This is a genomic window from Croceitalea dokdonensis DOKDO 023 (assembly GCF_001306415.1).
Taxonomy (GTDB): Bacteria; Bacteroidota; Bacteroidia; order Flavobacteriales; family Flavobacteriaceae; genus Croceitalea; species Croceitalea dokdonensis.
Genome location: NZ_LDJX01000001.1, coordinates 162770 through 186589, shown reverse-complemented (window position 1 = coordinate 186589; position 23820 = coordinate 162770). Strand labels below are relative to the sequence as shown.

Here is a 23820-nt window from a genome sequence, read left to right as displayed (position 1 = left end):
GTTGGAAATAAAATTTGGCACGCTGTTTGGTATGTACTAAGCGGAAAGTAAATGGTTACTTCCAAAATTTAAAACCTTATACGATGAGAAAGTTTGTATGTATTTTGACAGCGGTCTTTTTTGGTTCTTTAATGACCCAAGCCGTAGCAGCAGAAAATAAGGTTACTTCCGTCAACTTTAACGCAGGTAATTCCTTCATTTTCGTAGAAAACGGGGTCACATTTTCTGTGTTTCCTGACGGTGAATTCGATTTTTATGTGGATAACCGTATTAATGTAGGTGTTGGTGCCAATGTAGGTAACCTTGGTATCACCTTTAACTCTGGGTTTAATTACAACCCATTTGTACAGTTTGATGATTTTGGCGCCGTAATCCAAGTAGAGAACGTTCCTGTTTTTTATGATTTTTATGGACGTGTAAACCAGATTGGCAACATCAATATTAATTATAGAAACGGTTTTGTGCACCGGATAGGCGGTATGCGATTGTTCTTTAACGGTGGGATATTCAGTCACCATATTGGATTCATTAACCCATTTAACAGACACTATGTATGGAGACCGTTCCATAGATGGTTCGCCAGACCGGCAGTAGGTTTCTTTAACGTATGGCACACGCCCTATAGAAGGTTTTACAACCCAATCCGGTACACTTGGCACAGGCCATACCGAAACAATGTGAGACGTGCCTGGGTCAATAGGGGAACGGAATACCGTTTCAATAGGAACAGAAGGGACAGGATTTACAGAAATGATAGACGTGTAGCCGTACGGGACAATAATGGTAGGCGAAATACCGTGGCTAGGACCACCAATACCGTAGCTTCCAGGAATAGCGGGAGATCCGTGAACAATGTGAGAAGAAATTCCACCACGGCCAGAACCAATAATAGAAGTAGCACGGTTAGGAATAACAGTGTTGGAAGAAGTACCACTGCCAGAAGTAGTGCCAACAATAGAAGCACTGCGGCCCGTAGCAATAATGCAGTTACAAGCAGGCCTAACAGGAACACGACGACTAGGAGTACGCAGCGAACGGTACAGCGTTCGCCACGAAGTACAACTGTTACCAAAAGGGAAGTGACGCGGTCACCGCAGAACAGGTCGGTACGTAAATCGAGTAATACGGTAAAGCGGTCGAACAATAGAAGTGCGGTGAGCAGCAGAAGCTCCAATAGGGCCAAAAGCGTACAAAGGTCTACTGCCCCGCAGAGAAGAACCGTAAGCAGAAGTACTTCTTCCAACCGAAGTAATTCTGGAAACACAAGAACTACACGTAGTTCTAGGAGGAGATAGGAATTAAATGCTGGGCACTAATGAAGCAAATGCTTCGGCCAGGCTCAGCATTTGTTAGACCCGCAATGTTGTTCTTTGCTACCATAGACAACATGGCGTTACACAAAGTTTTTAGGTTGGTTAGTTGTTTACCCCGTAGATGGATTTATCCGCTACGGGGTTTTTCTTGGTATACCGCTTCTGAACGTTTCCAAACTGAATGGAAACCTAAGGCTTTCGTTTTAAGAATTTGTTCATTATGGCCGAAACGTCGTCCGAGATGTTGAATCGGTATAAAATACCCAGATACATGGCAATGATAAGCATGGACTTTATTCCAATATTGATAATAGGATGGAAATAAAACCGTAGATAGGCAAAAAGAAACGCTAAAAAAAAGATCAACAACGCCACTTTAACCGTATCCTTGGTGAACGGAAGCATATCAAACTTCAGCTTTACAAAAACCATTTTCAATAAATTAAAGATAAAAAGCGCACTAAAGCTTGCCAATGCGGCACCTTCAATACCAAAAAGGGGAATGAGCCAAAGGTTAAGCACTATAGTGGTCATTGCCAAAAGCACCCCAAACATTAGCACTGTCTTATAATATTTGGAATTGAACAAAATGGAATTAATATTCCCTAACATGGATTCGAAAACCTTGGCCATCCCAATCAAAAGGACTACATAAAACCCTTTGGAGTAAGCTGTTGGAAGCAATAGGTAAAGTTCTTCAATATTCAAAACAATCAGTAGAAACAAAAGTCCCGAAGCTATGAACAGGGTCAACGAAGACTTTTGGTACAATTCCCCAAGCCCAAAAATATCACCCTTGTTGATAAGGCTTGCGGTTAATGGGTAGGTAATCTGGTGCATTGCCCGGTACGGCACAATAATTACTGTGGCAATATAGACCGCAACTCCATAATAAGCCACATTCTCAATGGCTTTAAATTGATTGATCATCACCTTGTCAATTTCCAACAAAATTAAAGCCGCAGAACCACCAAGAATAATCAATAGGCTATACGTGAGTATTTCTTTGGTCTGCTCGGGAAAATTAAAATTTAACCTAGGCCATCGCAAACGGTAGGCATACAACTTCATGATGACCGTACGCAACAGGTACATCCCAACCACCATTTTTAAAAACATATCCAAGGTGATGAAATCAAAGTAATACAAGGTCAATAACAGTGTAATACCAACACGGGCAAAAACCTCCTTCATAAAATTGCCAAAAACCGATTTTAACTGTACCCTGCTCCATGCGAAAAAGACCTCAAAATATGCCATGGACATTCCTACTAAAAAGATGTGCCAGACGTAATCTTTAACCAAAGCATTCTCATGGGACAAAAAACCCGCAATGACATCATAAAACGCATATGTAAGCAGGCCGAGTGGCAATATGATGAGTATGGGGCAAAGTAGCATTAGGGTTAGAAATGCATCTTTCTGTTCCTCTTTTTGGGCACTGTAAAATTTCACAAGGGTATTATGCACGCCAAAAGCCATTAACGGCATAATGATGGCGCCTGATGCTAAAATTAAAGTAACAAGGGCAAAATAGGTGTCTTCCAAAATTTTGGTGTACAAGAACAAAATGTTAATGGCACCAACACCAAAACCAAGGTAAGTGACTACCGTATTTCTAAGGCTTTGTTTTATTACGATTCCCATTCTAAGGTATTTGCTAGTCTTCTGGTAAGTTCCCGCCGGCTGTATTTTACAATTCCGGTTGGGGTGCACCTTAATTGATTTTTTTGAAAAGCCTTGTAATATTCTAGAAGGGCCTTTTTTAAACCCTCCCTATCCCCGGACACCAAGCATTTTCCAGATTTTGTATCTGAGATGATATCCGCTGCCTCCCAATGCTTTGGACCAATAGCCAAAATAGGCCTGTTTGCATGCATATACTCAAATAATTTTCCGGGGATGATGCCCACGGTCTCCGGTGCATCTATTTCCAATAACAATAATACTTGGGATTGGCGTTGTTTATGTAATACGGTCTTATGGGGAACGTAGCCCAAAAAGGACACTTGGTTGACCAACCCATATTTGGCAATGGATGCTTTTACCGCATCGCCTACCACCCCAATTAACTGAATGGATAATTGTTCCCTAAACTTTGGGATTTCTTCGCATAGCTCTTGCAATAGTTCCCATAATAGCTCTGGATTTCTATCGGTTAATAATGACCCTATATGGGCAATGCTAAACGCATCATCCAAGGCCACTTCTACAAGCTCGCCGTCAAACCCGTTGGTAATTACCGTTATGGGCCTCTTGGAAAGTGAGGCAAACTCTTTTTTGGTGGTCTTACTTGTGGTAATGATATGGTCTGCGTTTTCCAGTACCGCTTTTTCCAGTAGCTGGTGTTTTTTTTGTGATGCCTTGGTGAGTTTTAGTTTTTTATGGTAGCCTATACTAGTCCACGGATCCCTAAAATCTGCCACCCACTTTAATTGATGTAACTGCCTTATCTTTAGACCGATAAGATGAACGCTATGCGGTGGGCCTGTGGTAATAATGGTAGTAATGGATTCCTTCCGTATGATGTCTGAAAGGTATTCCACAGAAGGCCCCACCCAGAATTTTCTGGCATCAGGAATAAACAGGTTGCCGCGTACCCAAAGCATCAGGCGTTCCAAGAAGGATTGTTTACTTGACCTCGGTATAAGCCCGGAGCTTATGCGTTTTGTCTTTTTTTCAGAAAGGAAACTGGCTAACTGGTAAGGCTCAAAAATGGGTTGTTTAATCACCCTTAATCCTTTTGGCACTTCATTTACCAAACTATCGTCAATCATTGGGTAGTTGGGGTTCTCCGGTACATATACCAAAGGTTCAAAACCAAATTCTGGAAGGTACTTCACAAATTTTAACCACCGTTGTACTCCTGGCCCACCTGCCGGTGGCCAATAGTAGCAGATGATGAGCACTTTTTGCATTAGTCTTTCTTCCGTTTTTGTTTGGGTCTGATAAAAGCGGTGATAACACCTCCCAACAACACTATGCCCAATAGAATATTACTGCCAAGGGCAATTTTGCTCCCTGTGGCAACGACCTCTGGTGCAAACTTGAATTTTATAGTATGTTGCCCAGCGGGAAGTGACATTCCGCGCAGTGCATAGTTGACCTTGATGATTGGGGTTTCCCGCCCATCTACAGTGGCCACCCATCCCCTTGGGTAATGCATTTCCGAAAAGACGGCAAAACCGCTGTTGGGATTGTTATAGCGATACTCAATAAAATTAGGCCTATGGTCCACCAATGATATGGAGGCCGTGGAATCTACTTGGAACACCTTTCTAGTTAGCTTGGGATAGCTTGTGGTGTTTACTACCGCCGTTGTCTTGGTGTCCAAGTTATTTAATGCCAAAATTTCCTCATTGGCCGTGGTCACCGTTCTAAGGCTATCTACAAACCATGCGTTTCCGTTGGCATCGGGATTTAAACCTGGGTAACGGTTGCCTTCCTCGTCTTGTTGTACTATATACTTTACATTGAGCATGTTCAATACCTGAAGATTGTTTTGGTACAAATGGAATTCTACTAAATCCTGCATTTTTTGAGGCTTGGCCGCATGGTAGCCCCCTAGGGACTTGTGAAAGTACGAGCTACGGGCACCATTAAGGCCCTCCTGCGGATCAAACACCCTAAAAACGGATTGGTCCTTTAAAATCTCCTTGTCCACAGCGGTCATTTGATAGGGTTGATCCACGGCACGCTGTCTTACAAAATCATCTTTGTCCACATACCTTTTGGCAACCCCACCTAAATCTAATATCAGTAATACTCCCAGCCCAAGGGATAGTATGGTTTTGGTAATTTTTCCTTTATAATAAAGGTACAAGGCCAAAGCTGTCAATATCACAAAGACCAAACTCCTTATGGTATCATTGACATACACATCCATGCGGTCCCGTTCTATCATAGCCATGATCTGTTCCCCGTACGCCTGGGCAAAACGTCCGTCGTTGGGACCTTCAAAACCAAAAGTACCTTTGATCAAAAATAGGGCCACCCCAAGCCCAACGGTAATGTATGTGGTATATTTTAATGCCTTCCATTTGTCCGATGGTGTTGTTTTTTTGGACGAAACAAACGCTTTTAGCCCCAATATCGCCAAAATGGGTACACATAGTTCAATAAGAACCTGTATGGAAGATACTGCCCTAAATTTATTGTATAAAGGGAAGTAGTCTATCATAAAATTCGTAATCACGTCAAAGTTCTTGCCCCAAGATAAAACCAGTGCCACTATTGCCGTGCCTAAAAGCCACCATTTCCTTTTTCCCTTCACCAGGAAAACACCCAATATAAACAGAAAAAATACCATTGCACCAAGATAGGCCGGTCCTGCTACAATAGGTTGATCTCCCCAGTATAAGGGCAAGCCTTCTGCAAATTCCATAGCAGTGGACGGAGAGATTCCCTGTTGCAACAAAAACTCATAAGTATTGGAATCTTTGCCCAAATCCTCCGCGTTGCTGCCCCCAAATAACCTAGGCACAAATAAATTAAAGGTTTCTGTAATACCGTAACTGTACTGGGTAATATATTCCTTATCCAGTCCTACAACATCTGCCTTGGGATTGCCTTGGTAGTCTATGGTTAAATCAGATTTGCCACGTGTGCTCCAATCTGCATATTCCTTTGTTGCCATTAAACCGGTGGCATTGGTGGCAATACCCAATACAACGGCCATGACCAAGATGCCCACTGAAGTTAAAAAGTGTTTTAATTGTTGGCTCTTAATGGCATACACAAGATACACCAACCCCAACACCAAGACCAATAACATAAAATAATAGGTCATTTGGTAGTGGTTTGCGCTAATTTCCAATGCCATGGCAATGGCGGTCAATAAAAACCCAGCAAGATATTTTTTCCTAAAGACCAGTAAAATACCGCCTAGCACCATAGGAATATACCCCAAAGCATGGGCTTTGGCGTTATGTCCAACGCCTAATATAATAATAAGATACGTAGAAAAACCAAAGGCCAATGCCCCAAGAATGGCCAGTCTGTATTCTACCTTCATGCAAAGCATCAAAATATAAAACCCTATGAAATAGAGGAATAGATAGTCTGCAGGGCGAGGTAGAAAACGGATTAAACGGTCTAGCTTCTTTACATAATCATGCGGATAATTGGCACCTAATTGATAGGTAGGCATGCCACCAAAAGCACTATTGGTCCAATACGATTCTTGTCCCGTAGTTTCCTTAAACTCATTTCTTTCTTGGGCCATGCCCTTATACTGCGCAATATCTGACTGATATAAGGCCTTTCCCTGCAACACGGGATAGAAATAAGCCAATGCGGCAACAACAAAAAAACCTAAAACCAAAATATGGGTCACAATGGTTTTAAATGAGAATTTCATAGAATAGAATTGAGAATCAAAGGTCAGTTAATTTCCTCAAAATCTATATATTCTCCAACTTTTTTTGAAGGATTGGATTTTCTCATCGGTTTCTTGGTCACCGTTGTTTTGCCCGTTGGGGTATTTTGATGCGTTTGCTGATATTGTCCAAACTGCTGCCCAAAACGTTCCTCAGTTTTTTTTACCGCATACTTTAAAAGTCTTGGAGCCAGCCATTTTAAAAGTATTTTGATTCCGTAGTATACTAATATGAGTATTAGAATCGTTTTTACTAAAACCATAAAACTGTTGCTATTGGTTCAAAATTACCCCCTAAGTCTCAAAGTGCCCTATCAAGTTTCATAAAATAGTATTAAAATCAGTTTATGTTTACTATCCCAAGATTCCTAATCCTTATCGCTTTGCTGCCCTTTGCCATTACGGCACAGTACACGGATGTTATCAACTCCAACAGGCCCGGGCAATCCGTAAGCGCTTATGCTGTGGGCAGGAACGTTGTGCAGGCAGAATGGGGACTTTTGTACGAACAACGGGACCACATGGATTTAAATACGGTTTCCGACATTCTTGGTACAGACCTATCCCTCCGGTACGGTTTGTTTTTTGAAAACTTGGAAATAAATTATGAGGGCACATTTATCAACCAAAATATTACCTTTAACAACTTTGACCGTTCTGAAAACCGAACCGATTTTTCCAGAAACCGACTAGGATTAAAATATTTGGTATACGACCCTTTCAAAAACCCTGAACGAAACAAACCAAATTTACTAAGTTGGCGTGCCAACCATAAATTCCGGTTAAAAAACTTACTGCCAGCTATCTCGCTATACGGTGGAGCTACGTTTAACCTGGGGGACAACCCCTTTTACCCTGAGGATGCCACCCTGTCCTACCGCGCCATGATTGCCACCCAGAGCAGGTTAACGCCACGATGGGTGCTCATCACCAATGTGGCCTATGATAGGATCACAACAGATTTTCCAGAACTCAATTATGTCATTTCCCTCTCCCATGCCTTTAGAAATCCAAAATGGAGCTTGTTTGTGGAACACCAAGGTATAGACAGCGATCGTTATACAGATCAACTTTTTAGAGGCGGAATTGCGCATCTGTTCAGTGAAAATTTCCAAGCAGACCTAAGTTTTGGAGGCAGTATTAAAAACACCCCATCCAGATTGTTTTTTAACACAGGGATTTCATATCGATTGGATTTCCACAAAGACACTTTAAAGCCCATTGATGATCAAAAATCAGTGAACTCCATTAAAAAGAAACCGCTGAAAAAGAAGAAAAGAGCAAAGAAAAAGAAAGGTGAAATAGATTTTTAGGTCAGCGCTTATAGCTCATTTAACCTTCTTAACTAATAAAGACCACCCGTCCTCAAAAAGACTTCAGGATAAAATTGTAATATTGACCTGCTAAAGACAAAGGTATGGTCACCATTAAGGAAGTTGTCACAAAACAGGATTTCAAGAATTTCGTCAAATTCCCATTTATATTGTACAAGGACAATCCTTATTGGGTTCCTCCTATCATCAAAGATGAGCTGGAAACCTTTAACAAGAACAAAAACCCTGCGTTTAAAAATGCCGAGGCACGTTTTTTCCTTGCCTTACAAAACGGAAAAACGGTGGGCAGGGTCGCCGCCATTGTCAATTGGCTAGAGGTAAATGATCAAAATGTAAAAAAAATGCGTTTTGGTTGGTTTGATTTTATAGATGACCTTGAGGTTTCCAACAAGTTGCTGCAGCAGGTACAAGAAATTGGACTCAGGCATCAACTGGACTACATGGAAGGTCCTGTGGGGTTTTCAAACCTAGATAAGGTAGGTTGCCTAGTTGATGGTTTTGACCATATTGGCACCATGATCACTTGGTACAACCACCCATACTACCAAAAACATTTTGAAGCCCATGGATTTGTAAAGGAGAAAGAATATTTGGAGAATAAGTTCCTTTTTTCTGCCGCGGATCCTAAGTTTTTTGTTAAGGCAAATTCCCTAATCAAAAAACGGTACGGCCTAAAAGCCCTTAATTTTACATCCAGTAAGGAGATTATGCCTTGGGTAGACCAGATGTTTGACCTATTTAACGAATCTTACGCCAAGCTATCCTCCTTTGTTAAAATTACTGATGTACAAAAAGCCTATTTCAAGAAAAAATACATCAGCTTTATAAATCCGGAATACATCAAATTTGTGGTGGATAGTGAGGACAGGCTTGTCGCCTTTGCCATTGTTATGCCTTCTTTCTCAAAAGCGTTACAGAAAGCCAACGGTACATTATTCCCATTTGGGGTTTTTCATCTTTTAAAGGCAAGAAAACAGAGCAAGGATGTTATTTTTTATTTGATAGGCATACGACCAGAATATCAAAGCAAAGGAGTGACGGCCATTATTTTTAACGAATACTACCACACCTTTAAAGAAAAAGGCATCACCAACTGCATTAGAACCCCAGAACTGGAAGATAATGTGGCCATACGCCAATTATGGAAAAATTTTAATCCCATTACCCATAAAAGGAGGAGGACCTATAAAAAGATGCTTTCTTAAGGTTGGAAATCCATGGTAGTACCTGCAACCAAACTCAAAGGGTATACACAAACCTAAAGGTTACAAACCTAGGTTGTATAAAGGTCTCTGAGGTAAAAACGGAAAGATTATTGGCATTGTTCCGTACTTGTGCATCAATGTTTAAAATATTGGTGGCCTTTAGTTCGTATTCCCATTTGGCATCCTTGTCTTTGCGATAGGATAAAGTGGCATCCCAGTTTTGAAAGGACTGTGAATTGCCATTGCCCAAATCCTGGTTGGTATAACTATAGTCCGTTCTAAAGGTCACAGACTTCCAGATATAGGCATCAAATTCAAAAGTGGGCGCATTGGTTACAAATTTGGTTTCCCTGCCGCCTTGGTTGTTATTGGTAACACTGTAACGGTAAGATAGGCTAACGTTTGGAGCCACCTTAAAATTGGTACGCAATCCTGGGGTATAGGTTTGGGTAAAACCTTCGTTCAACGATTGTTGGCCTTGTATAAATTGATTGATTTTACTGTAGTTAAACCTACCGTTAAAAGACGCGCGCACCTTCCCAAAGGTTCTTTGTACCCTGCCAAACAAACTGGCAGTCTCATCCGCAAAGGGTGAGTTAAAAAAGGTACTGGTACGTATAACGTTCTCAAAATTGGTCAAGCCCCTAATTTGGTCAATATTATTGGCGTACGCAGCACGTGCAAAAACATTGGTATAGTTAAATAGGTTAAAACTACTATAGAAAAGGCTAAGGTTGTGGGACAAGGCATTTTGTAGCTCGGACTCACCAAATTGAATACTATTAAAATTGTTCAGCACCAATCCCTCCGCTATCCTGGTAACATCTGTAAACTGGTTCCGCATATTGTACTGAAACGTAAGCTGTTCACTCTTTTTAAATTGGATACGCGTCTCAAAATCTGGTAATATCCTAAAAAAGTTGTCTTCAAAAACCTCATTGAACTGTACATTCTTATTTCCGTAGGCATGTACGGAAAACCCTGGGGTAATGGTGAACTTTCCCGTTTTCACCCGGTAACGCAGCCCTAGGTAAATATCACTAAAGGTATATTCCGTATCGTTTTGGGCCAAGCCATTGTTAATCGTTGGGGTAGGTTCCAAGATTTCATCATTATCCAAAAATTGAAAAATATCGGAGTTGAAGTTTTGTCGGCTAAATATTGCGCCCAACGTTATGTTCAAATTACTTTTGGCATTAAGGATGTTGTAATAATCCAACTTCGCATCCAATTGATTGGACTGAATTCGTCTATTTTGGCCTATATCATAAACATTCAGTGTATTATCAAGACCAAGGGCATCCGCGGTGTTGTCAAAGGCATCCATACCCGTTGGATCGTTAATTAAGATGGCATTGTAAAATGGGTCTTCATCACGAACCAAATGTTGGGCTTCCAAAGCAAAAATATTGTTCTCGTCCAAGGTATGGTAATAATTTAGGTTCTGGCTAAAACTAAAAGGGGTGACGGCTTCTTCCTGCACGGTATTGCCAATGACCGAGGAAAACACATTTTGGTTTTGCCTATCATTCGAAACCCTGGCCAACACATCATAATCCAACTGATTGTTCACATTTGGCTGGAAGGAAGCACTTAATTTTAATAACGCTTGGTTGGACCGTTCCCGGCTAGACTGATCGGTTGCCTCATCCGGTATGCCCAATTCTTGGTTGGTATATTGGATAAAACTGGTTTGTCTGGAGATAATCCTGCTGCTGTTATAAATAACAAAACCACTTAAGTCCAAAGCTTCGGTTGGGGAATAACTAAAATTACCAGTGGCAAGTTTATTTTCTATTTCCAGGGCATTTGCCTGAGTGGTCAAAAAATTTAAGCTGTTGTCCCCCAAATTGATATCGGTACCACTATTTCTGCTTGGAGAGCGAAAACCACCACCAAAATTCCTAATATCCCTTCGGGTAAGCGCTACCTCACCGGTATTGTTTAAATCCCCAATAAAATTTAAACTATACTTTGGACTGTAATAGAAAAGTTTAGGCTGTAGAATATAAAGCTCATTCGTTGGCGATGCACCAGCACCCGCCGTAACATCACCAAACCAGAAATTCTCTTTTCCTTCCTTTAGTTTGATGTTAAGGGCCACATTGTCTTGATTGTTAGCTACGGCCCTAAGTTGCCCCACTTCCGCGTAATTCCTTAACACCTCAATCTTATCCACTGCCTTGGAGGGAATATTCTTGGTGGCCAGTTTAGTATCCCCATCGAAAAAATCTTTCCCATTTACCATGAGCTTGTTAACCACCTTACCTTCTACCTCTACCTGCCCGTCCTCATTGATTTCTACGCCGGGAAGCTTTTCTAGCACATCCTCCAGCTTACGTTCCGTACCGTTTTTAAAGGAGTCTGCGTTATAGACTACGGTATCCCCTTTAATGGTCACTGGCATTTCATAGACAAGCTCAACCTCATCCAACTGGTTTTCTGGCTGCAGCACAAAATCTTTGATGATGTCATCCTCGCTAGTGGTTAGCGCCTCTTTATAGGTAACCATGCCCACATAGCTGATTTGAAGGTCATAGGTAGTATTTTTTTTAAGCTCCAGTACAAACCTTCCTTCCTCACTGGTAATTCCATAGGATTCCAAGGCCCCCGATCCTTGGTTTATAGCAATTACATTGGCCAATTCTAGCGGATTGTTTAAACTATCCTTAACGGCACCTTCAAACTTTATTTGTGAGCATAATGGAAAAGCTATGAGCACAAGCAGCAAAAAAAGTCTATTTCTCATGGAGTTATTTAATGAAGGCTGTTTTAGCTAGGGATGGCTCTTGGTTAACGACTTCTTCTTCTTCCCCTCATATCGCGCATTTCCTTCATTTTGCCGGTGATGGTTTCTTGATATGCCATTTTAGTGATTTCCTTGCCTTTATCCGGTGCTTCCAATTTTAGTTTACCTTTTGGATTCATCGTAATCTTGGTGCAGAGCATTGTGGTGTTTCCAGCGCTAACCTCTAGGATTAAACCGGGTAATCCCCAATATTCGCCGGGACCATGGGATACCGGTATCTGTGGCGTATACCAAGCCTCAATGTCCGTCATTTGTACCTCAGGGGCTACAACAACCGGGTTGCCGTCTGGCCCAATGCTATCTTTTGGCTGTGATTGCCTTAAGTTGCTCCAAGAAAAATCATACCATGTTAACTCTAAAGTAGGTACGGAGGCCGTAGCCTTAAAACAGAGATATTGACCAATCTGCTTGGATTCTTTCCCCATTTTCCACTCAATTTCCTGCAATTTGTCCTTAACCAAAAACTGCTTTCCATAAAATTCTTGGCTTTGTACCAATTGGTTATCCTTTACGTTCTTATACTGGTCTCCCCGGGCAAAATTCTTGCCCCATGAGTCCGTCGCCCCAGACATCGCATCCAACTTATCTTCCTCATAGAAGAATGAAGCTTCCTTGTTAAAGTTTAACGTAAAGGTTTTTTCCAACCGATTTTTCATTCTGGCCATGACCTGTTTTTTTTGTGCCTCGCTCATACGAGCCCCCCATCTGCCCAGTTCCATAGTGGATTTTGACATATAGGTGGCCTGCCCTTGAAATTCTTGGGCTTGGCCAGTGGTTACCATTCCTGCAAAACACATGATAAAACAGAACGTATAATGGAAAATCTTCATAACAACACAATAATTAAAAGTAATGTCTAACTAAAGTAATTAAAGCTTAAACAGATAGATGAGTTTTATTAAAAGATTAACAGTAAAACTACTAATCCATTTCCCTTATAAATAAGCTCTTAAAAACAAAGAGGCCAATACATTTGTCTGTATTGACCTCACTATCATTTGTAGAATTAAAGACTACTACTCTCCCATAGCTGCGGCTACGGCAGCAGACAACCTCTTATAAGTTCCATTTTGTAACCGCTCCCTAATAGCAGAAAATGCATCTAGGGTGATGGCAACATCTTCTAAGGTATGCGTGGCTGTAGGAATCATTCTTAAAAGAATCAGACCTTTAGGTATTACGGGGTACACAACTATAGAACAGAAAATCCCGTAGTTCTCCCTTAAATCCTTCACTAACGCCATTGCCTCTGGAATACTGCCGTTTAAATAGACCGGAGTAACACAACTTGTTGTTGTTCCAATATCAAACCCACGACTTTTGAGACCATTTTGCAGGGCATCAACGTTCTCCCACAACTTCTCTTTAAGTTCTGGCATGGAGCGCAACATATCCAAACGTTTTAAGGCGCCCTTCACATAAATCATCGGCAATGATTTGGCGAACATTTGTGACCTTAGATTGTATTTAAGAAAATCTATAATTTCTTTATCCGCAGCCAAAAACGCACCAATGCCTGCCATAGATTTGGCAAAAGTGGCAAAATATACATCAATGTCTTCTTGCACCCCTTGCTCCTCACCCGCTCCGGCTCCTGTCTTACCCAGAGTTCCAAATCCATGCGCATCATCTACCAAAAGCCTAAACTTGAATTTTTTCTTGAGGGCAACAATTTCCTTGAGAATTCCCTGCTGGCCACGCATACCAAAAACGCCTTCTGAAATAACCAGTATACCACCACCGGTCTCTTCTGCCATTTTGGTGGCGCGCTCCAAGTTCTTTTCCAAACTTTCAACATCATTATGTTTAAAGGTAAAGCGTTTGCCCATATGGAGACGCACCCCGTCTATAATACAAGCGTGGCAATCCACATCATAAACAATAATATCATCTTTAGCTACAAGGGCGTCTACACAGGACATGATGCCCTGATACCCAAAATTTAAAAGATATGCCGATTCTTTTGAGACAAATTCTGCTAGCTCCTGCTCCAACTGTTCGTGGTAATCCGTATGGCCACTCATCATGCGGGCTCCCATTGGATATGCAGATCCAAATTCATACGCCGCATCACCATCTACCTTTTTTACCTCTGGTAGGTTAGCCAAACCCAAGTAATCATTCACGCTCCAGGTAATGACCTCTTTCCCCTGAAATTTCATCCTATTGGAAATTGGGCCTTCCAGCTTTGGAAATACAAAATACCCCTCTGCTTGGGATGCCCATCGACCCAAAGGCCCCTTGTTCTCAGTGATTCTATCGAATAAATCTCTCATGCTCCTTAGCGTTATTTGAATGCAAAAATATACATTTTTGCTGACCATTCCATGTAAGACTCCCAAACAAAAAACAGCCCTGATCCAGGACTGTTCTTTTTAACTGTTTTATTGAGATGTTACTTGATATATTGAATTTCCTTTGGCGATTCCGTATTCTTACCCTTAAAAAATCCCTGGTTTTCCATCCATTCGTCGCTGTATACCTTGCTCATATATCTTGATCCATGATCTGGGAAAATTACCACCACCCTACTGTCATTGTTAAACTCCCCCTCCGTGTGGTACTGAAAAATGGCCTGCATAGCGGCTCCACTGGTGTATCCTAAGAACAACCCTTCTGTATGTGCCAATTTCCTGGCCATATGGGCACTTTCTGCATCGGTTACTTTTATGTAACGGTCTATACTGTTAAAATCCGTAGCCTTGGGGATGAGGTTCTTGCCTAAGCCTTCAATGCGGTAAGGATAGATTTCTTCATGGTCGAACTCACCGGTTTCATGGTACTTCTTCAACACCGATCCGTAGGCATCCACGGCCAAAACCTTTATTTTAGGGTTTTGCTCCTTTAAGAACCTAGCCGTCCCGGAAATAGTTCCGCCGGTACCGCTGCAAGCGACGAGATGTGTAATTTGTCCGCCTGTCTGCTCCCAAATTTCCGGCCCTGTGCTTTTATAATGAGCCTCTATATTAAGCTCGTTAAAATATTGGTTGATGTAAATGGAGCCAGGGGTTTCCCTATGCAGGCGCTTTGCGACCTCATAATAGGACCGCGGATCATCTGCACTCACATGGGCAGGACAAACATAAACCTCCGCACCCATGGAGCGTAGCATATCAATTTTGTCCGGGGATGACTTGGAACTTACGGCCAAGATACATTTATACCCTTTAACCATGCTTGCCATTGCTAAACTAAAGCCGGTATTCCCCGATGTGGTCTCTATGATTGTGGAGTCCTCATTTAAAAGGCCTTTCTTCTCCGCTTGTTCAATAATATGAATGGCAATACGATCCTTTGCAGAATGTCCAGGGTTAAAAGCCTCTACTTTTGCATAAAAATTACCTGAAAGCGATTGAGTTATGCGGCTTAGCTTTATCAGAGGGGTATTTCCTACAAGCTCCAAAATATTGTTGTAGGCTTTTATTTTGTTTTCCATAGTACTGTCTGGTCGTCAAAAAAGGGGAAGCCCCGTTCTTTGGAACAAAATTACTAATTTTTATTTTACTCTGTTAAGGCCCTTTAATTGCCGCTAATGCCAATACCGGAGTTCGTTTTTTAACAAGCGGAATGTTTTGGGTTTGTTCCTCATCGGTATTGCCCAACTTAATGGATAAAAGACACTGCCCAACTACTCATAACAGTAGAAAATTTATGAATCCAGCCAAACTACAATGGTTTCCTTAAGCGAATATTATTTGACCGTTATTGGGTGATTCCCTCCAAATCAAGGATAAAAGCATACTCCTTGGCGGTTTCCTTTAAGGCTTCAAATCTTCCTGAAGCCCCGCCGTGGCCTGCTTCCATATTCGTATCTAGAAACAATTTTTTATTGTCGGTTTTATATTCCCTAAGCTTGGCCACCCATTTAGCGGGCTCCCAATACTGCACTTGTGAATCGTGCAGGCCTGTGGTGACCAACATATTTGGGTACGCCTGGGCAGTGACGTTGTCATAAGGCGAGTAGGACTTCATATAAACGTAATATTCCTTTTTATTCGGGTTGCCCCATTCATCATACTCCCCGGTGGTCAAGGGAATGGAATCATCCAACATGGTCGTCACCACATCCACAAAAGGAACCTGTGCCACAACCCCATTATACAGTTCTGGGGCCATATTGATTACAGCCCCCATTAAAAGCCCGCCAGCAGAGCCTCCCATGGCATATAAATGGGATGCTGAGGTAAACTTTTTAGTCGTTAAATGGATAGATACATCAACAAAATCTGTAAACGTATTTTTCTTTTTTAGCAATTTACCCGCTTCATACCAAGGTCGCCCAAGGTATTCCCCGCCCCTAACGTGGGCTATCGCAAAAATAAAACCCCTATCCAACAAGCTAAGCCTAACGGTGGAGAAATAAGGATCGATAGTTGCTCCGTAAGAACCATAAGCATATTGTAAAAGTGGACTTGTGCCATCCAGTGGGGTATCTTTGTGGTACACAATGGAAACAGGAATTTTCACACCATCCCTTGCATCGGCCCAAATACGTTCTGACCGGTAATTTTCTTTGTTAAACTTTCCACCCAAGACTTGCTGCTCCTTTAAGATGGTCTTTTCCTTGGTACGCATGTTAAAGTCAATTATGGCATAGGGAGAAGCCATGGCATTGTAAAAGTACCTAAAGGTTTCCGTGTCAAAATCCACATTGGTGGAACCTCCCGCAACATAGGTTTCACCATCAAACGGCAAGTAATAACCATCAGAACCGTCCCATCGGACAATTTTAATCTTGTTAAGACCTTTTTGGCGCTCAGAAAGTACGTAATACTCCTTAAAAATATCAATATCTTCCAGCAGCACATCCTCACGATGGGGTATAAAATCCACCCAATTTAGGTGGGACGTGTCCCCTTCATTAACCACCATGAGTTTAAAATTGGTTGCATTGTCTTTATTCGTTAAAATGTAAAATTGATTTTGGTAGTGATAAATACTATATTCCAATCCCCGTTGCCTAGGTGAAAACACCTTAAACTCACCATTGGGTTCATCTGCGGGAAGTATTTGATATTCCGAAGTCAAAGTACTGGAAGAACCAATAATGATATATTTTTTTGATTTGGATTTGTACACAAAAGTGTTAAATGTATCGTCCTTTTCTTCATAGACCAAAACATCCTCCTCCACGGGAGTCCCCAAACGATGTTTGTAAATTTTATGGGACCGTAATGTTTCAGGGTCCTTTTTAGTATAAAAAAGTGTCTTGTTATCTGCAGCCCAAACAGATCCACCCGTAGTGTTTTCTATGGTATCAGGAAAAATATGGCCAGTTTTAAGATTTTTCACCTTAAGGGTGTATTGCCTTCTGGAAACCGTATCCGTCCCAAATGCGGCCAACGTATTGTCTGGGCTAATGGAAACACCGCTTAATTTAAAATATTCATGCCCTTTGGCCAGCTCGTTACAATTGAACAAGATTTCTTCCGGAGCCTCCAAACTATCCTGTTTTCTGGCATAAATGGGATATTCCTTCCCTATTTCAAAGCGGGTGAGGTAATAATACCCATTAAGTTTGTAGGGTACGGAGGTATCATCTTCCTTTATTCTTGATTTCATTTCATCAAAAAGCCGTGACTGGAGCTTTTTGGTGTGTGCTGTATTTTCCTCATAATACGCATTTTCCGCTTCCAAATACGCAATGACTTCCTTATCCTCCCGATTATTCAACCAGTAATAATTATCTACACGTACATCACCATGAATGGTGAGTTCTTTTGGTATTTTTTTGGCCCTTGGTGCTTTTGTTTGCATATAGTTGGTGTAAATATTCTTTTAAGAGTTGGCAAAAATAAGGCAGATAGACAGAAGTAAAGGTGTTACCAGTATATGAAAAATAGCTATCCAAAGGTGTTTTTTAGACTGGAATGATTTAAGGTGCCACCCTTTTGTCCCAAATTACTAATTTTACAGGGTAGTTTAAAAACAATATTATGTTCGGAGACATCATGGGTATGATGGGTAAGCTCAAAGAGACCCAAGCAAAGGTAGAAGCAACCAAGAAACGGTTGGACACGGTAATGGTTGAGGAGAAAACTCCTGATGGTTTATTGGAAGTAAAGTTAACGGCAAACCGTGAGATTAAATCCATTAACATCAATGACCACTTGTTACAAGATAAAGAGCAATTGGAGGACTATCTTATTTTGACCCTGAATAAGGCTATTTTAAAAGCGACCAGTGTAAATGAGACAGAGCTTGCGTCCGTTGCCAAGGAAGGCATGCCCAATATTCCAGGAATGGATTCGTTATTTAAATAAAAGAACAATTTCCTTAACCCGTTGTGCATTTAGACCTGAGCAAAAATCACCTTGTCAGTTCAATTGATTTTAAGGAACTAAAAAATAATATCGAGAATGGTTTTTAAAGCTGAAAAAATTTGATTCTCAATTCTAGTTTACCAGCTCTTTTGAGTTGAATTCACGCTATTTGACAGAATGTTTAGAAATGCTCAAATGGTTATCCTTAAATTCTAACATAGTATGAAAATCCTCCTTGTTTTATTAACGTTCGTCTGGATTATCCCATTACAAAATAGCACACAGCAACCAGCAGAAACGGTTGATTGGGAAACGGATTATGAAAGCGTCTTGAAATCTGCCAAAAAGGAAAAGAAAAATGTGCTTGTCTATTTTACCGGAAGCGATTGGTGTCCGCCCTGTAAAATGCTTAAAAAGGATTTGTTCGATTCAGCAGAATTTGAGGAAATCTCCAAAGAATACGTCCTACTTTACGTAGATATTCCTAGGAACAAGGATTTACTGTCTAGCAGGCAATTGGAACACAACAAAAAATTAGTGTCCAAGTACAACAAAAAAGGTGTTTTTCCATTACTGGTGGCCCTCAGTAAAAACGGTGTGGTCCTTGACGATTATTCCGGATACAGTATGAACGGAGAAATTGGGTATCACTTGGAGTTTCTCCAAAAAAACAAATGACGGTTGATTGCTCTTTAATACGGAATAAAGAGATAGAAACAAAAAGGCTTCCAATATTGGAAGCCTTCGTATTTTAACGAGTGCTAAGATTAATTATTGATTAACCTGAACTCGGTTCTTCTATTGGCAGCGTGCTCCCTTTCCGTGCAAGAAACACCATCGGCACATCTATTTTTCAATTTACGTTCTCCATATCCATTGGCCACCAAAAGGCTAGAATTTACACCTTTACTTACCAAGTAATTGGCAACGGCCTGTGCTCTTCTTTCAGATAGGCTTTGGTTGGAAGATGCACCTCCCCTAGCGTCTGTATGGGAAGCAATTTCCAGTTTAGTTCCAGGGTTTTGTTGTAAAACTGGCATTAACCTAGTATCAATAATCCTTTTTGCCTCGGCTGTTAATGTAGCACTGCCAAGGTTCCAATTAATGGGCAAGGCTTGGTATTCCACCAATGCACATTCTACCTCTTTCCAAGTGGTAAGGCCACCTTTTTCCTTTAACACCTCTTTTGTTACCGTTTTTGTGACAGCAGGAATTGTTTCCTCTACAGTGTAGGCGTCTTTATCCAATACAGTCTTTGTAATTGTAGCATATTCTGCAGGAATAACCTCTTCCACAACCTTCGCAGGCTCCAACATCACTCGTTTGGTGTAGGTGGCGTCTTTAGAAGGCACCGGGCTTTTGGAAGTTGATGCATCTGCCGCCAACACCTCAGTGCTTACGGTAGTGTATTCTGCAGGATACCCTTTATAACACCAATAACGACAATCATCTGGATTCCCCGATGCACAATCTGGCGCTGGCGAACCCAATTCCCACTGGGCGTAAGCTGGTTTTACTTCAATGGTTTCAGAAGATGGTTTAAAACTGGCCGGAATGATACGTAAGGAATTTGCAGGTTCCTTGGAAACATAAGTTACCGTTTCAGTACCCCATTTTGCGGGAATTATGGTCAATTTCTTGCCCTCTTCCTTCACCAAAACACGTTCGGTTACGGTTTTAAAGGTTGCAGGTATGGTTTTGAGCACTTTATAGGCCGGTTTAAGTACCACGGTAGTGGTTTCGTTTACGTAAACATCCGGTGTTGAGCATCTCACATAGCATTTTCCAGGCTCTGGGTTTTCCGGTAAATCTTGTGATTGACCTGCAACAGCAGCTAAAACAGCAGCAAAAAATAGTAGTTTTTTCATTCTTAAAGTATTAGTTAATGATTTGAACTTTTATGATATCATTAAGAAACACCTTTTTGGAAATGGTCACTATTTATACAAAAAAAGTGTTAGGCTATCCAGAAATGATAACCAGAGAAGAAGAAAAAAAAGGAATGAAATAAAAGATTGGGAAGTATAGATAGCTTTACAAAGATTTTAAAATCCCAAGGGTCTTTTCGTGCATCCCATCCGTGTAATCCAGATGGGTTACCATACGCAGTTTACCCTGTCCCATACCAATAATGTGAATATTTTTTTGCGATAGTCTTGCTAAAAATTCTTTTTCGGATATTAGGCTTTCATCCAGCTCAAAAATTATGATGTTGGTATCAAGTGGTTCTATTTTTTTAATAAAGTCCAATCCTTTGAGCACCCCTGCAATGTCCTTTGCTTTTTCGTGGTCTTCCACAAGTCTTTCTAAATGGTTATCCAGCGCATAAATACCCGCTGCCGCAAGAAATCCTGCTTGGCGCATTCCACCTCCTAGAACTTTTCTAACCCTAACCGCCTGTTTTATAAGATCACCGCTACCAACCAAAACAGAACCTACGGGACAGCCTAGGCCCTTGCTTAAGCAGACACTTATGGAATCAAAAAGCTCACCGTACTGTTTAGGGTCTTCTCCTTTGGCCACCAATGCGTTCCAAAGACGGGCACCATCCAAATGATACTTTAGGTCATGGTCTGCACAAACGGTTTTTATTCGTTTTAGCTCCTCAAAATCCCAACAAGCTCCTCCACCTTTATTGGTCGTATTCTCAATGCAGACCAAGGTAGTTAACGGACTATGATAAAAATCTGGCGGATTGATACTAGCTTCTACTTGTTGGGCGGTCATCATTCCACGGTGGCCGTCCACTAATTTACAGGATACGCCACTATTAAAGCTTACCCCACCACCCTCATAATTATAGACATGCGCGTACTTATCGCAGATTAATTGCTCACCGGGTTGGGTATGGATTTTTATCGCGGTTTGGTTGGTCATGGTTCCGCTGGGGAAGAACAAAGCGGCCTCCATACCAAACATTGTGGCCACTTTATGCTCCAATTCGTTAACGGTAGGGTCCTTCTTAAAAACATCGTCCCCAACTTTTGCGGTCATCATAGCCTGCAACATTCCCTGAGTTGGCCTGGTTACCGTGTCGCTTATCAAATTTATTTCCATCTAAATTCTTTAGTTAAAACAAGCCATTCCTATGGGGGAGCCATCAGGAATTTTAGGAGTGGCAATAACTTCAAAAAGCTCTGGATGTTCCATAAAACGGTCGATTCTGCGAAGCATTTCCTTGGATATCATATCTGGATTTTGGCGAAGCGTTATTTTTAGTTCTTCCAGTTTTTGATGCGCGATGGCATTGACTTGCGGATGTACCTTGGTATGCGCTGCCAAATTCATCAAATGAAACAACACCCTGAAGTTAATATTGTGTTGAACCTCTTGAAGGTAGGTATTTTGCTCAGTTTTTTTTATGGTTTTATCAATAAGTTCATCCAACACCTCGCCCAATCCAAGGTTGTTGCGCTGTACCGCTTTTTGCTGTATAAGCCTTGAGGCTCTTTCTGGGTGCAATAATAAGCCTAAAGTCATATCCGCTGCCGTTTCTGGCGCAGATAAGGCATCAAAGGACACACCTGTTTTTCCCTTAATGGATTCCCTAGATTGTCCATAACCTATGGCCCTTGGCGGAAAGAGTTCCAATTTATCTTCGGGAATCGCCATTCTAGCTGCGTCCAGGGTATTCAAAATACTGGCGAGCGCCCGTTTTTGGGTATTCATTTCCACTATGGAAACCGTTTTTTGACCATCACCTTTAATCGCATAATTGTAATCCAACCCACCAATTAACTTTGCGACGGCCTCCGTTTGGTAACGATGAAAAAAGTAAAGCGGGGCAAAAACATCCTCTAATACTGCATATGGTTCATTACTTCTGATATTATCGACCGAAAAATTTGAAATGGCCTTTTCCCTCACCTTTAGCACATCATTAAGCTCTGTGCTCGCTGAAGCGCCGTTGTCCCATAAATGGCCCAATGCATGCGCGCCGCCCATAGGCCTTGCATCCTGGTCCGAAATATAGCGCAGTCCATCGTCCTGTGCCTTTTTGAGAATAGCGTTTAGGCCTTCTCTTTCGTTGGTTCCATCAGGAAAATCAGTATAGGAATAAGCGACCGTCACCTTATCCCAATCACCGATACCAGTGGCGTAAGCGTCGGAAAAATCAATCTCACCGCGCTTAATCCTAAACTGTGGATGTGGATAATCCATCACCGAAGCCCTGTTGTTGGTACTTGCGGCAAAATTATGGGCAAAGCCCAAGGTATGTCCTATTTCATGTGCAGAAAGTTGGCGAATTCTAGCAATCGCCAAATCTAGCATTGCCTCATGGTTATCATCCCGGTCTTTAAACGGCTTGTCCATCAATGCTTGGGCAATTAAGAAATCCTGACGTATACGTAGACTTCCCAAACTTACATGACCCTTCATAATCTCTCCGGTGCGTGGATCTGTAATACTGCTGCCGTAACTCCACCCGCGAGTAGACCTATGTACCCATTGGATGACGTTATACCTCACATCCATTGGGTCCGCGTCATCCGGAAGCATCTTTATCTGAAAAGCATCTTTATACCCAATGGCCTCAAAAGCTTGGTTCCACCATTGGCCACCTTCCAACAGGGCTGAACGGACAGGTTCAGGGGTTCCATTGTCCAAATAATAGACAATAGGTTCCACGGCCTCACTAACCGCTGCATTTGGATTTTTCTTCTCCAACCTATGCCGCGTTATAAAACGCTTTAAAATAGGCTCTTGCACTGGGGTGGAATAATCGTAATACGAAAAAGGATAGGAACCGCTCCTGGGATCAAAAACCCGTTTTTGATACCCGCTATCCGGTAACTCAATAAAGGAATGGTGCTGTGCCACAGTGACCAAACTTGGATTAGGGGTTACCGACCGGATGTAAGCTCCCTTTGGCTTACCTTTAAACGTTAGCAGAACATCAAACTCAATGTTTTTGGGAAATGCTTTTGTACGCTCCATGGCAAACGCACTCTTGGATTTGTCCAAACTATAGGAACCTTGTCCCGTTGCCATTAACCGATCGGACACCCCGTGGGCATCCCGCATTAAAAAATCGGTAATATCTATTAAATATCCATTATTGGTTTCTTCCTCAATTTTAAAACCATGTAAAACTGACTTTGCAAAAGCTTGTTCCACGGATTTGCGCTCAAGTTCATTCTCCGTTAACGCCCTAAATTTTAAATTTGGCTGCACCAATAAAAGTTGATTCCCTGCCTTTTTAAAAAAAACAACCTGCTCGTTGCCCAACTGGCCACGGTCCAAACCAATATCATTACTTCCAATACCGCTGCTAAGGGAGTAAACATAAAGAAAATCCTTCTCAAGGTCTGTTACGGATAGGTACATTTTATCCGTGTTGCCATCATAGTAATGGTCAAAAAAGCCATTGAACTTTTGGAGGTTCTTTGTTTTTTCAAACTGCTGTGCATAGGTGCCAGCTACAGTAAAAACCAAAACAAACAGGTGCGGAAATTTTATTTTCATGGAAGTTGATTTGGTTCTAAATTTATGTAAAAATGCTAGTTCAACCATGTTGC

At 41.5% G+C, this 23820-nt stretch carries 17 protein-coding genes; 5 read left to right on the top strand and 12 right to left on the bottom strand.

Annotated features, from left to right (window positions below; all coding sequences use genetic code 11):
- The first annotated feature begins 83 nt into the window (after positions 1-83).
- Positions 84-1295, top strand: a complete 1212-nt coding sequence (locus I595_RS00750) for a hypothetical protein (RefSeq protein ID WP_054557478.1) — start codon at positions 84-86, stop codon at positions 1293-1295.
- Between the two features lie 207 nt (positions 1296-1502).
- Here I595_RS00750 and I595_RS00745 read toward each other — a convergent pair whose 3' ends face one another.
- Genes I595_RS00745 through I595_RS00730 form a run of 4 tightly spaced genes read right to left on the bottom strand, consistent with a single transcriptional unit; the run spans position 1503 to position 6953 of the window.
- The gene (locus tag I595_RS00745; protein ID WP_054557477.1) at positions 1503-2960 is read right to left on the bottom strand and encodes an oligosaccharide flippase family protein; all 1458 of its coding nucleotides are present in this window, start codon (positions 2958-2960) and stop codon (positions 1503-1505) included.
- A complete protein-coding gene (locus I595_RS00740; RefSeq protein WP_054557476.1) occupies positions 2948-4231 on the bottom strand; it encodes a glycosyltransferase family 4 protein in 1284 nt (427 codons plus the stop codon). Before I595_RS00740 ends, I595_RS00745 begins: the two co-directional genes overlap by 13 nt.
- Positions 4231-6672: a YfhO family protein gene (locus I595_RS00735; protein ID WP_054557475.1), complete on the bottom strand. Its 2442-nt coding sequence runs from the start codon at positions 6670-6672 to the stop codon at positions 4231-4233. Before I595_RS00735 ends, I595_RS00740 begins: the two co-directional genes overlap by 1 nt.
- Positions 6673-6695: 23 nt before the next feature.
- Positions 6696-6953 carry a DUF4834 family protein gene (locus I595_RS00730; protein ID WP_054557474.1) on the bottom strand — a complete coding sequence of 86 codons (258 nt, stop codon included), beginning with the start codon at positions 6951-6953 and terminating at the stop codon, positions 6696-6698.
- An 84-nt stretch (positions 6954-7037) separates the two neighbouring features.
- On the opposite strand from I595_RS00730, the gene I595_RS00725 reads away from it, so the two are divergent.
- Positions 7038-8003, top strand: a complete 966-nt coding sequence (locus I595_RS00725; RefSeq protein ID WP_054557473.1) for a transporter — start codon at positions 7038-7040, stop codon at positions 8001-8003.
- A 104-nt stretch (positions 8004-8107) separates the two neighbouring features.
- A complete protein-coding gene (locus I595_RS00720; protein WP_054557472.1) occupies positions 8108-9229 on the top strand; it encodes a hypothetical protein in 1122 nt (373 codons plus the stop codon).
- 34 nt (positions 9230-9263) lie between these two features.
- Here the strand turns inward: I595_RS00720 and I595_RS00715 are convergent, their stop codons facing one another.
- The 5 genes from I595_RS00715 to I595_RS00695 form a co-directional block, all read right to left on the bottom strand.
- Positions 9264-11978, bottom strand: coding sequence for a carboxypeptidase-like regulatory domain-containing protein (locus I595_RS00715; RefSeq protein WP_054557471.1), 2715 nt, complete (start codon positions 11976-11978; stop codon positions 9264-9266).
- 44 nt (positions 11979-12022) lie between these two features.
- On the bottom strand, positions 12023-12868 hold the full coding sequence (locus tag I595_RS00710) for a GLPGLI family protein (protein WP_054557470.1): 846 nt from the start codon (positions 12866-12868) through the stop codon (positions 12023-12025).
- Between the two features lie 186 nt (positions 12869-13054).
- Positions 13055-14314, bottom strand: coding sequence for a cysteate-C-fatty acyltransferase (locus I595_RS00705; RefSeq protein WP_054557469.1), 1260 nt, complete (start codon positions 14312-14314; stop codon positions 13055-13057).
- 119 nt (positions 14315-14433) lie between these two features.
- Positions 14434-15474 (bottom strand): cysteate synthase, encoded by a 1041-nt coding sequence (locus I595_RS00700; protein WP_054557468.1) that lies wholly within the window; start codon positions 15472-15474, stop codon positions 14434-14436.
- Positions 15475-15740: 266 nt separating this feature from the next.
- Entirely contained in the window at positions 15741-17795 is a 2055-nt protein-coding gene (locus tag I595_RS00695) for a S9 family peptidase (RefSeq protein ID WP_083467447.1), read from the bottom strand.
- Positions 17796-17974: 179 nt separating this feature from the next.
- On the opposite strand from I595_RS00695, the gene I595_RS00690 reads away from it, so the two are divergent.
- Positions 17975-18301 (top strand): YbaB/EbfC family nucleoid-associated protein, encoded by a 327-nt coding sequence (locus I595_RS00690; protein ID WP_054557466.1) that lies wholly within the window; start codon positions 17975-17977, stop codon positions 18299-18301.
- 222 nt (positions 18302-18523) lie between these two features.
- Entirely contained in the window at positions 18524-18979 is a 456-nt protein-coding gene (locus I595_RS00685) for a thioredoxin family protein (RefSeq protein WP_054557465.1), read from the top strand.
- Positions 18980-19068: 89 nt separating this feature from the next.
- Here the strand turns inward: I595_RS00685 and I595_RS00680 are convergent, their stop codons facing one another.
- The 3 genes from I595_RS00680 to I595_RS00670 all read right to left on the bottom strand — a co-directional run bounded on the left by I595_RS00680 (position 19069) and on the right by I595_RS00670 (position 23767).
- Entirely contained in the window at positions 19069-20169 is a 1101-nt protein-coding gene (locus tag I595_RS00680) for an OmpA family protein (protein WP_054557464.1), read from the bottom strand.
- 166 nt (positions 20170-20335) lie between these two features.
- Positions 20336-21358, bottom strand: a complete 1023-nt coding sequence (locus I595_RS00675; RefSeq protein ID WP_054557463.1) for a threonine aldolase family protein — start codon at positions 21356-21358, stop codon at positions 20336-20338.
- A 9-nt stretch (positions 21359-21367) separates the two neighbouring features.
- The gene (locus I595_RS00670; protein WP_054557462.1) at positions 21368-23767 is read right to left on the bottom strand and encodes a zinc-dependent metalloprotease; all 2400 of its coding nucleotides are present in this window, start codon (positions 23765-23767) and stop codon (positions 21368-21370) included.
- Between the last annotated feature and the right edge of the window lie 53 nt (positions 23768-23820).

What these genes read in the sequence shown, in the direction of transcription:
- I595_RS00750 (WP_054557478.1), top strand. Translation starts at nt 84, where the DNA reads ATGAGAAAGTTTGTATGTATTTTGACAGCGGTCTTTTTTGGTTCTTTA.
- I595_RS00745 (WP_054557477.1), bottom strand. Translation starts at nt 2,960, where the DNA reads ATGGGAATCGTAATAAAACAAAGCCTTAGAAATACGGTAGTCACTTAC.
- I595_RS00740 (WP_054557476.1), bottom strand. Translation starts at nt 4,231, where the DNA reads ATGCAAAAAGTGCTCATCATCTGCTACTATTGGCCACCGGCAGGTGGG.
- I595_RS00735 (WP_054557475.1), bottom strand. Translation starts at nt 6,672, where the DNA reads ATGAAATTCTCATTTAAAACCATTGTGACCCATATTTTGGTTTTAGGT.
- I595_RS00730 (WP_054557474.1), bottom strand. Translation starts at nt 6,953, where the DNA reads ATGGTTTTAGTAAAAACGATTCTAATACTCATATTAGTATACTACGGA.
- I595_RS00725 (WP_054557473.1), top strand. Translation starts at nt 7,038, where the DNA reads ATGTTTACTATCCCAAGATTCCTAATCCTTATCGCTTTGCTGCCCTTT.
- I595_RS00720 (WP_054557472.1), top strand. Translation starts at nt 8,108, where the DNA reads ATGGTCACCATTAAGGAAGTTGTCACAAAACAGGATTTCAAGAATTTC.
- I595_RS00715 (WP_054557471.1), bottom strand. Translation starts at nt 11,978, where the DNA reads ATGAGAAATAGACTTTTTTTGCTGCTTGTGCTCATAGCTTTTCCATTA.
- I595_RS00710 (WP_054557470.1), bottom strand. Translation starts at nt 12,868, where the DNA reads ATGAAGATTTTCCATTATACGTTCTGTTTTATCATGTGTTTTGCAGGA.
- I595_RS00705 (WP_054557469.1), bottom strand. Translation starts at nt 14,314, where the DNA reads ATGAGAGATTTATTCGATAGAATCACTGAGAACAAGGGGCCTTTGGGT.
- I595_RS00700 (WP_054557468.1), bottom strand. Translation starts at nt 15,474, where the DNA reads ATGGAAAACAAAATAAAAGCCTACAACAATATTTTGGAGCTTGTAGGA.
- I595_RS00695 (WP_083467447.1), bottom strand. Translation starts at nt 17,795, where the DNA reads ATGCAAACAAAAGCACCAAGGGCCAAAAAAATACCAAAAGAACTCACC.
- I595_RS00690 (WP_054557466.1), top strand. Translation starts at nt 17,975, where the DNA reads ATGTTCGGAGACATCATGGGTATGATGGGTAAGCTCAAAGAGACCCAA.
- I595_RS00685 (WP_054557465.1), top strand. Translation starts at nt 18,524, where the DNA reads ATGAAAATCCTCCTTGTTTTATTAACGTTCGTCTGGATTATCCCATTA.
- I595_RS00680 (WP_054557464.1), bottom strand. Translation starts at nt 20,169, where the DNA reads ATGAAAAAACTACTATTTTTTGCTGCTGTTTTAGCTGCTGTTGCAGGT.
- I595_RS00675 (WP_054557463.1), bottom strand. Translation starts at nt 21,358, where the DNA reads ATGGAAATAAATTTGATAAGCGACACGGTAACCAGGCCAACTCAGGGA.
- I595_RS00670 (WP_054557462.1), bottom strand. Translation starts at nt 23,767, where the DNA reads ATGAAAATAAAATTTCCGCACCTGTTTGTTTTGGTTTTTACTGTAGCT.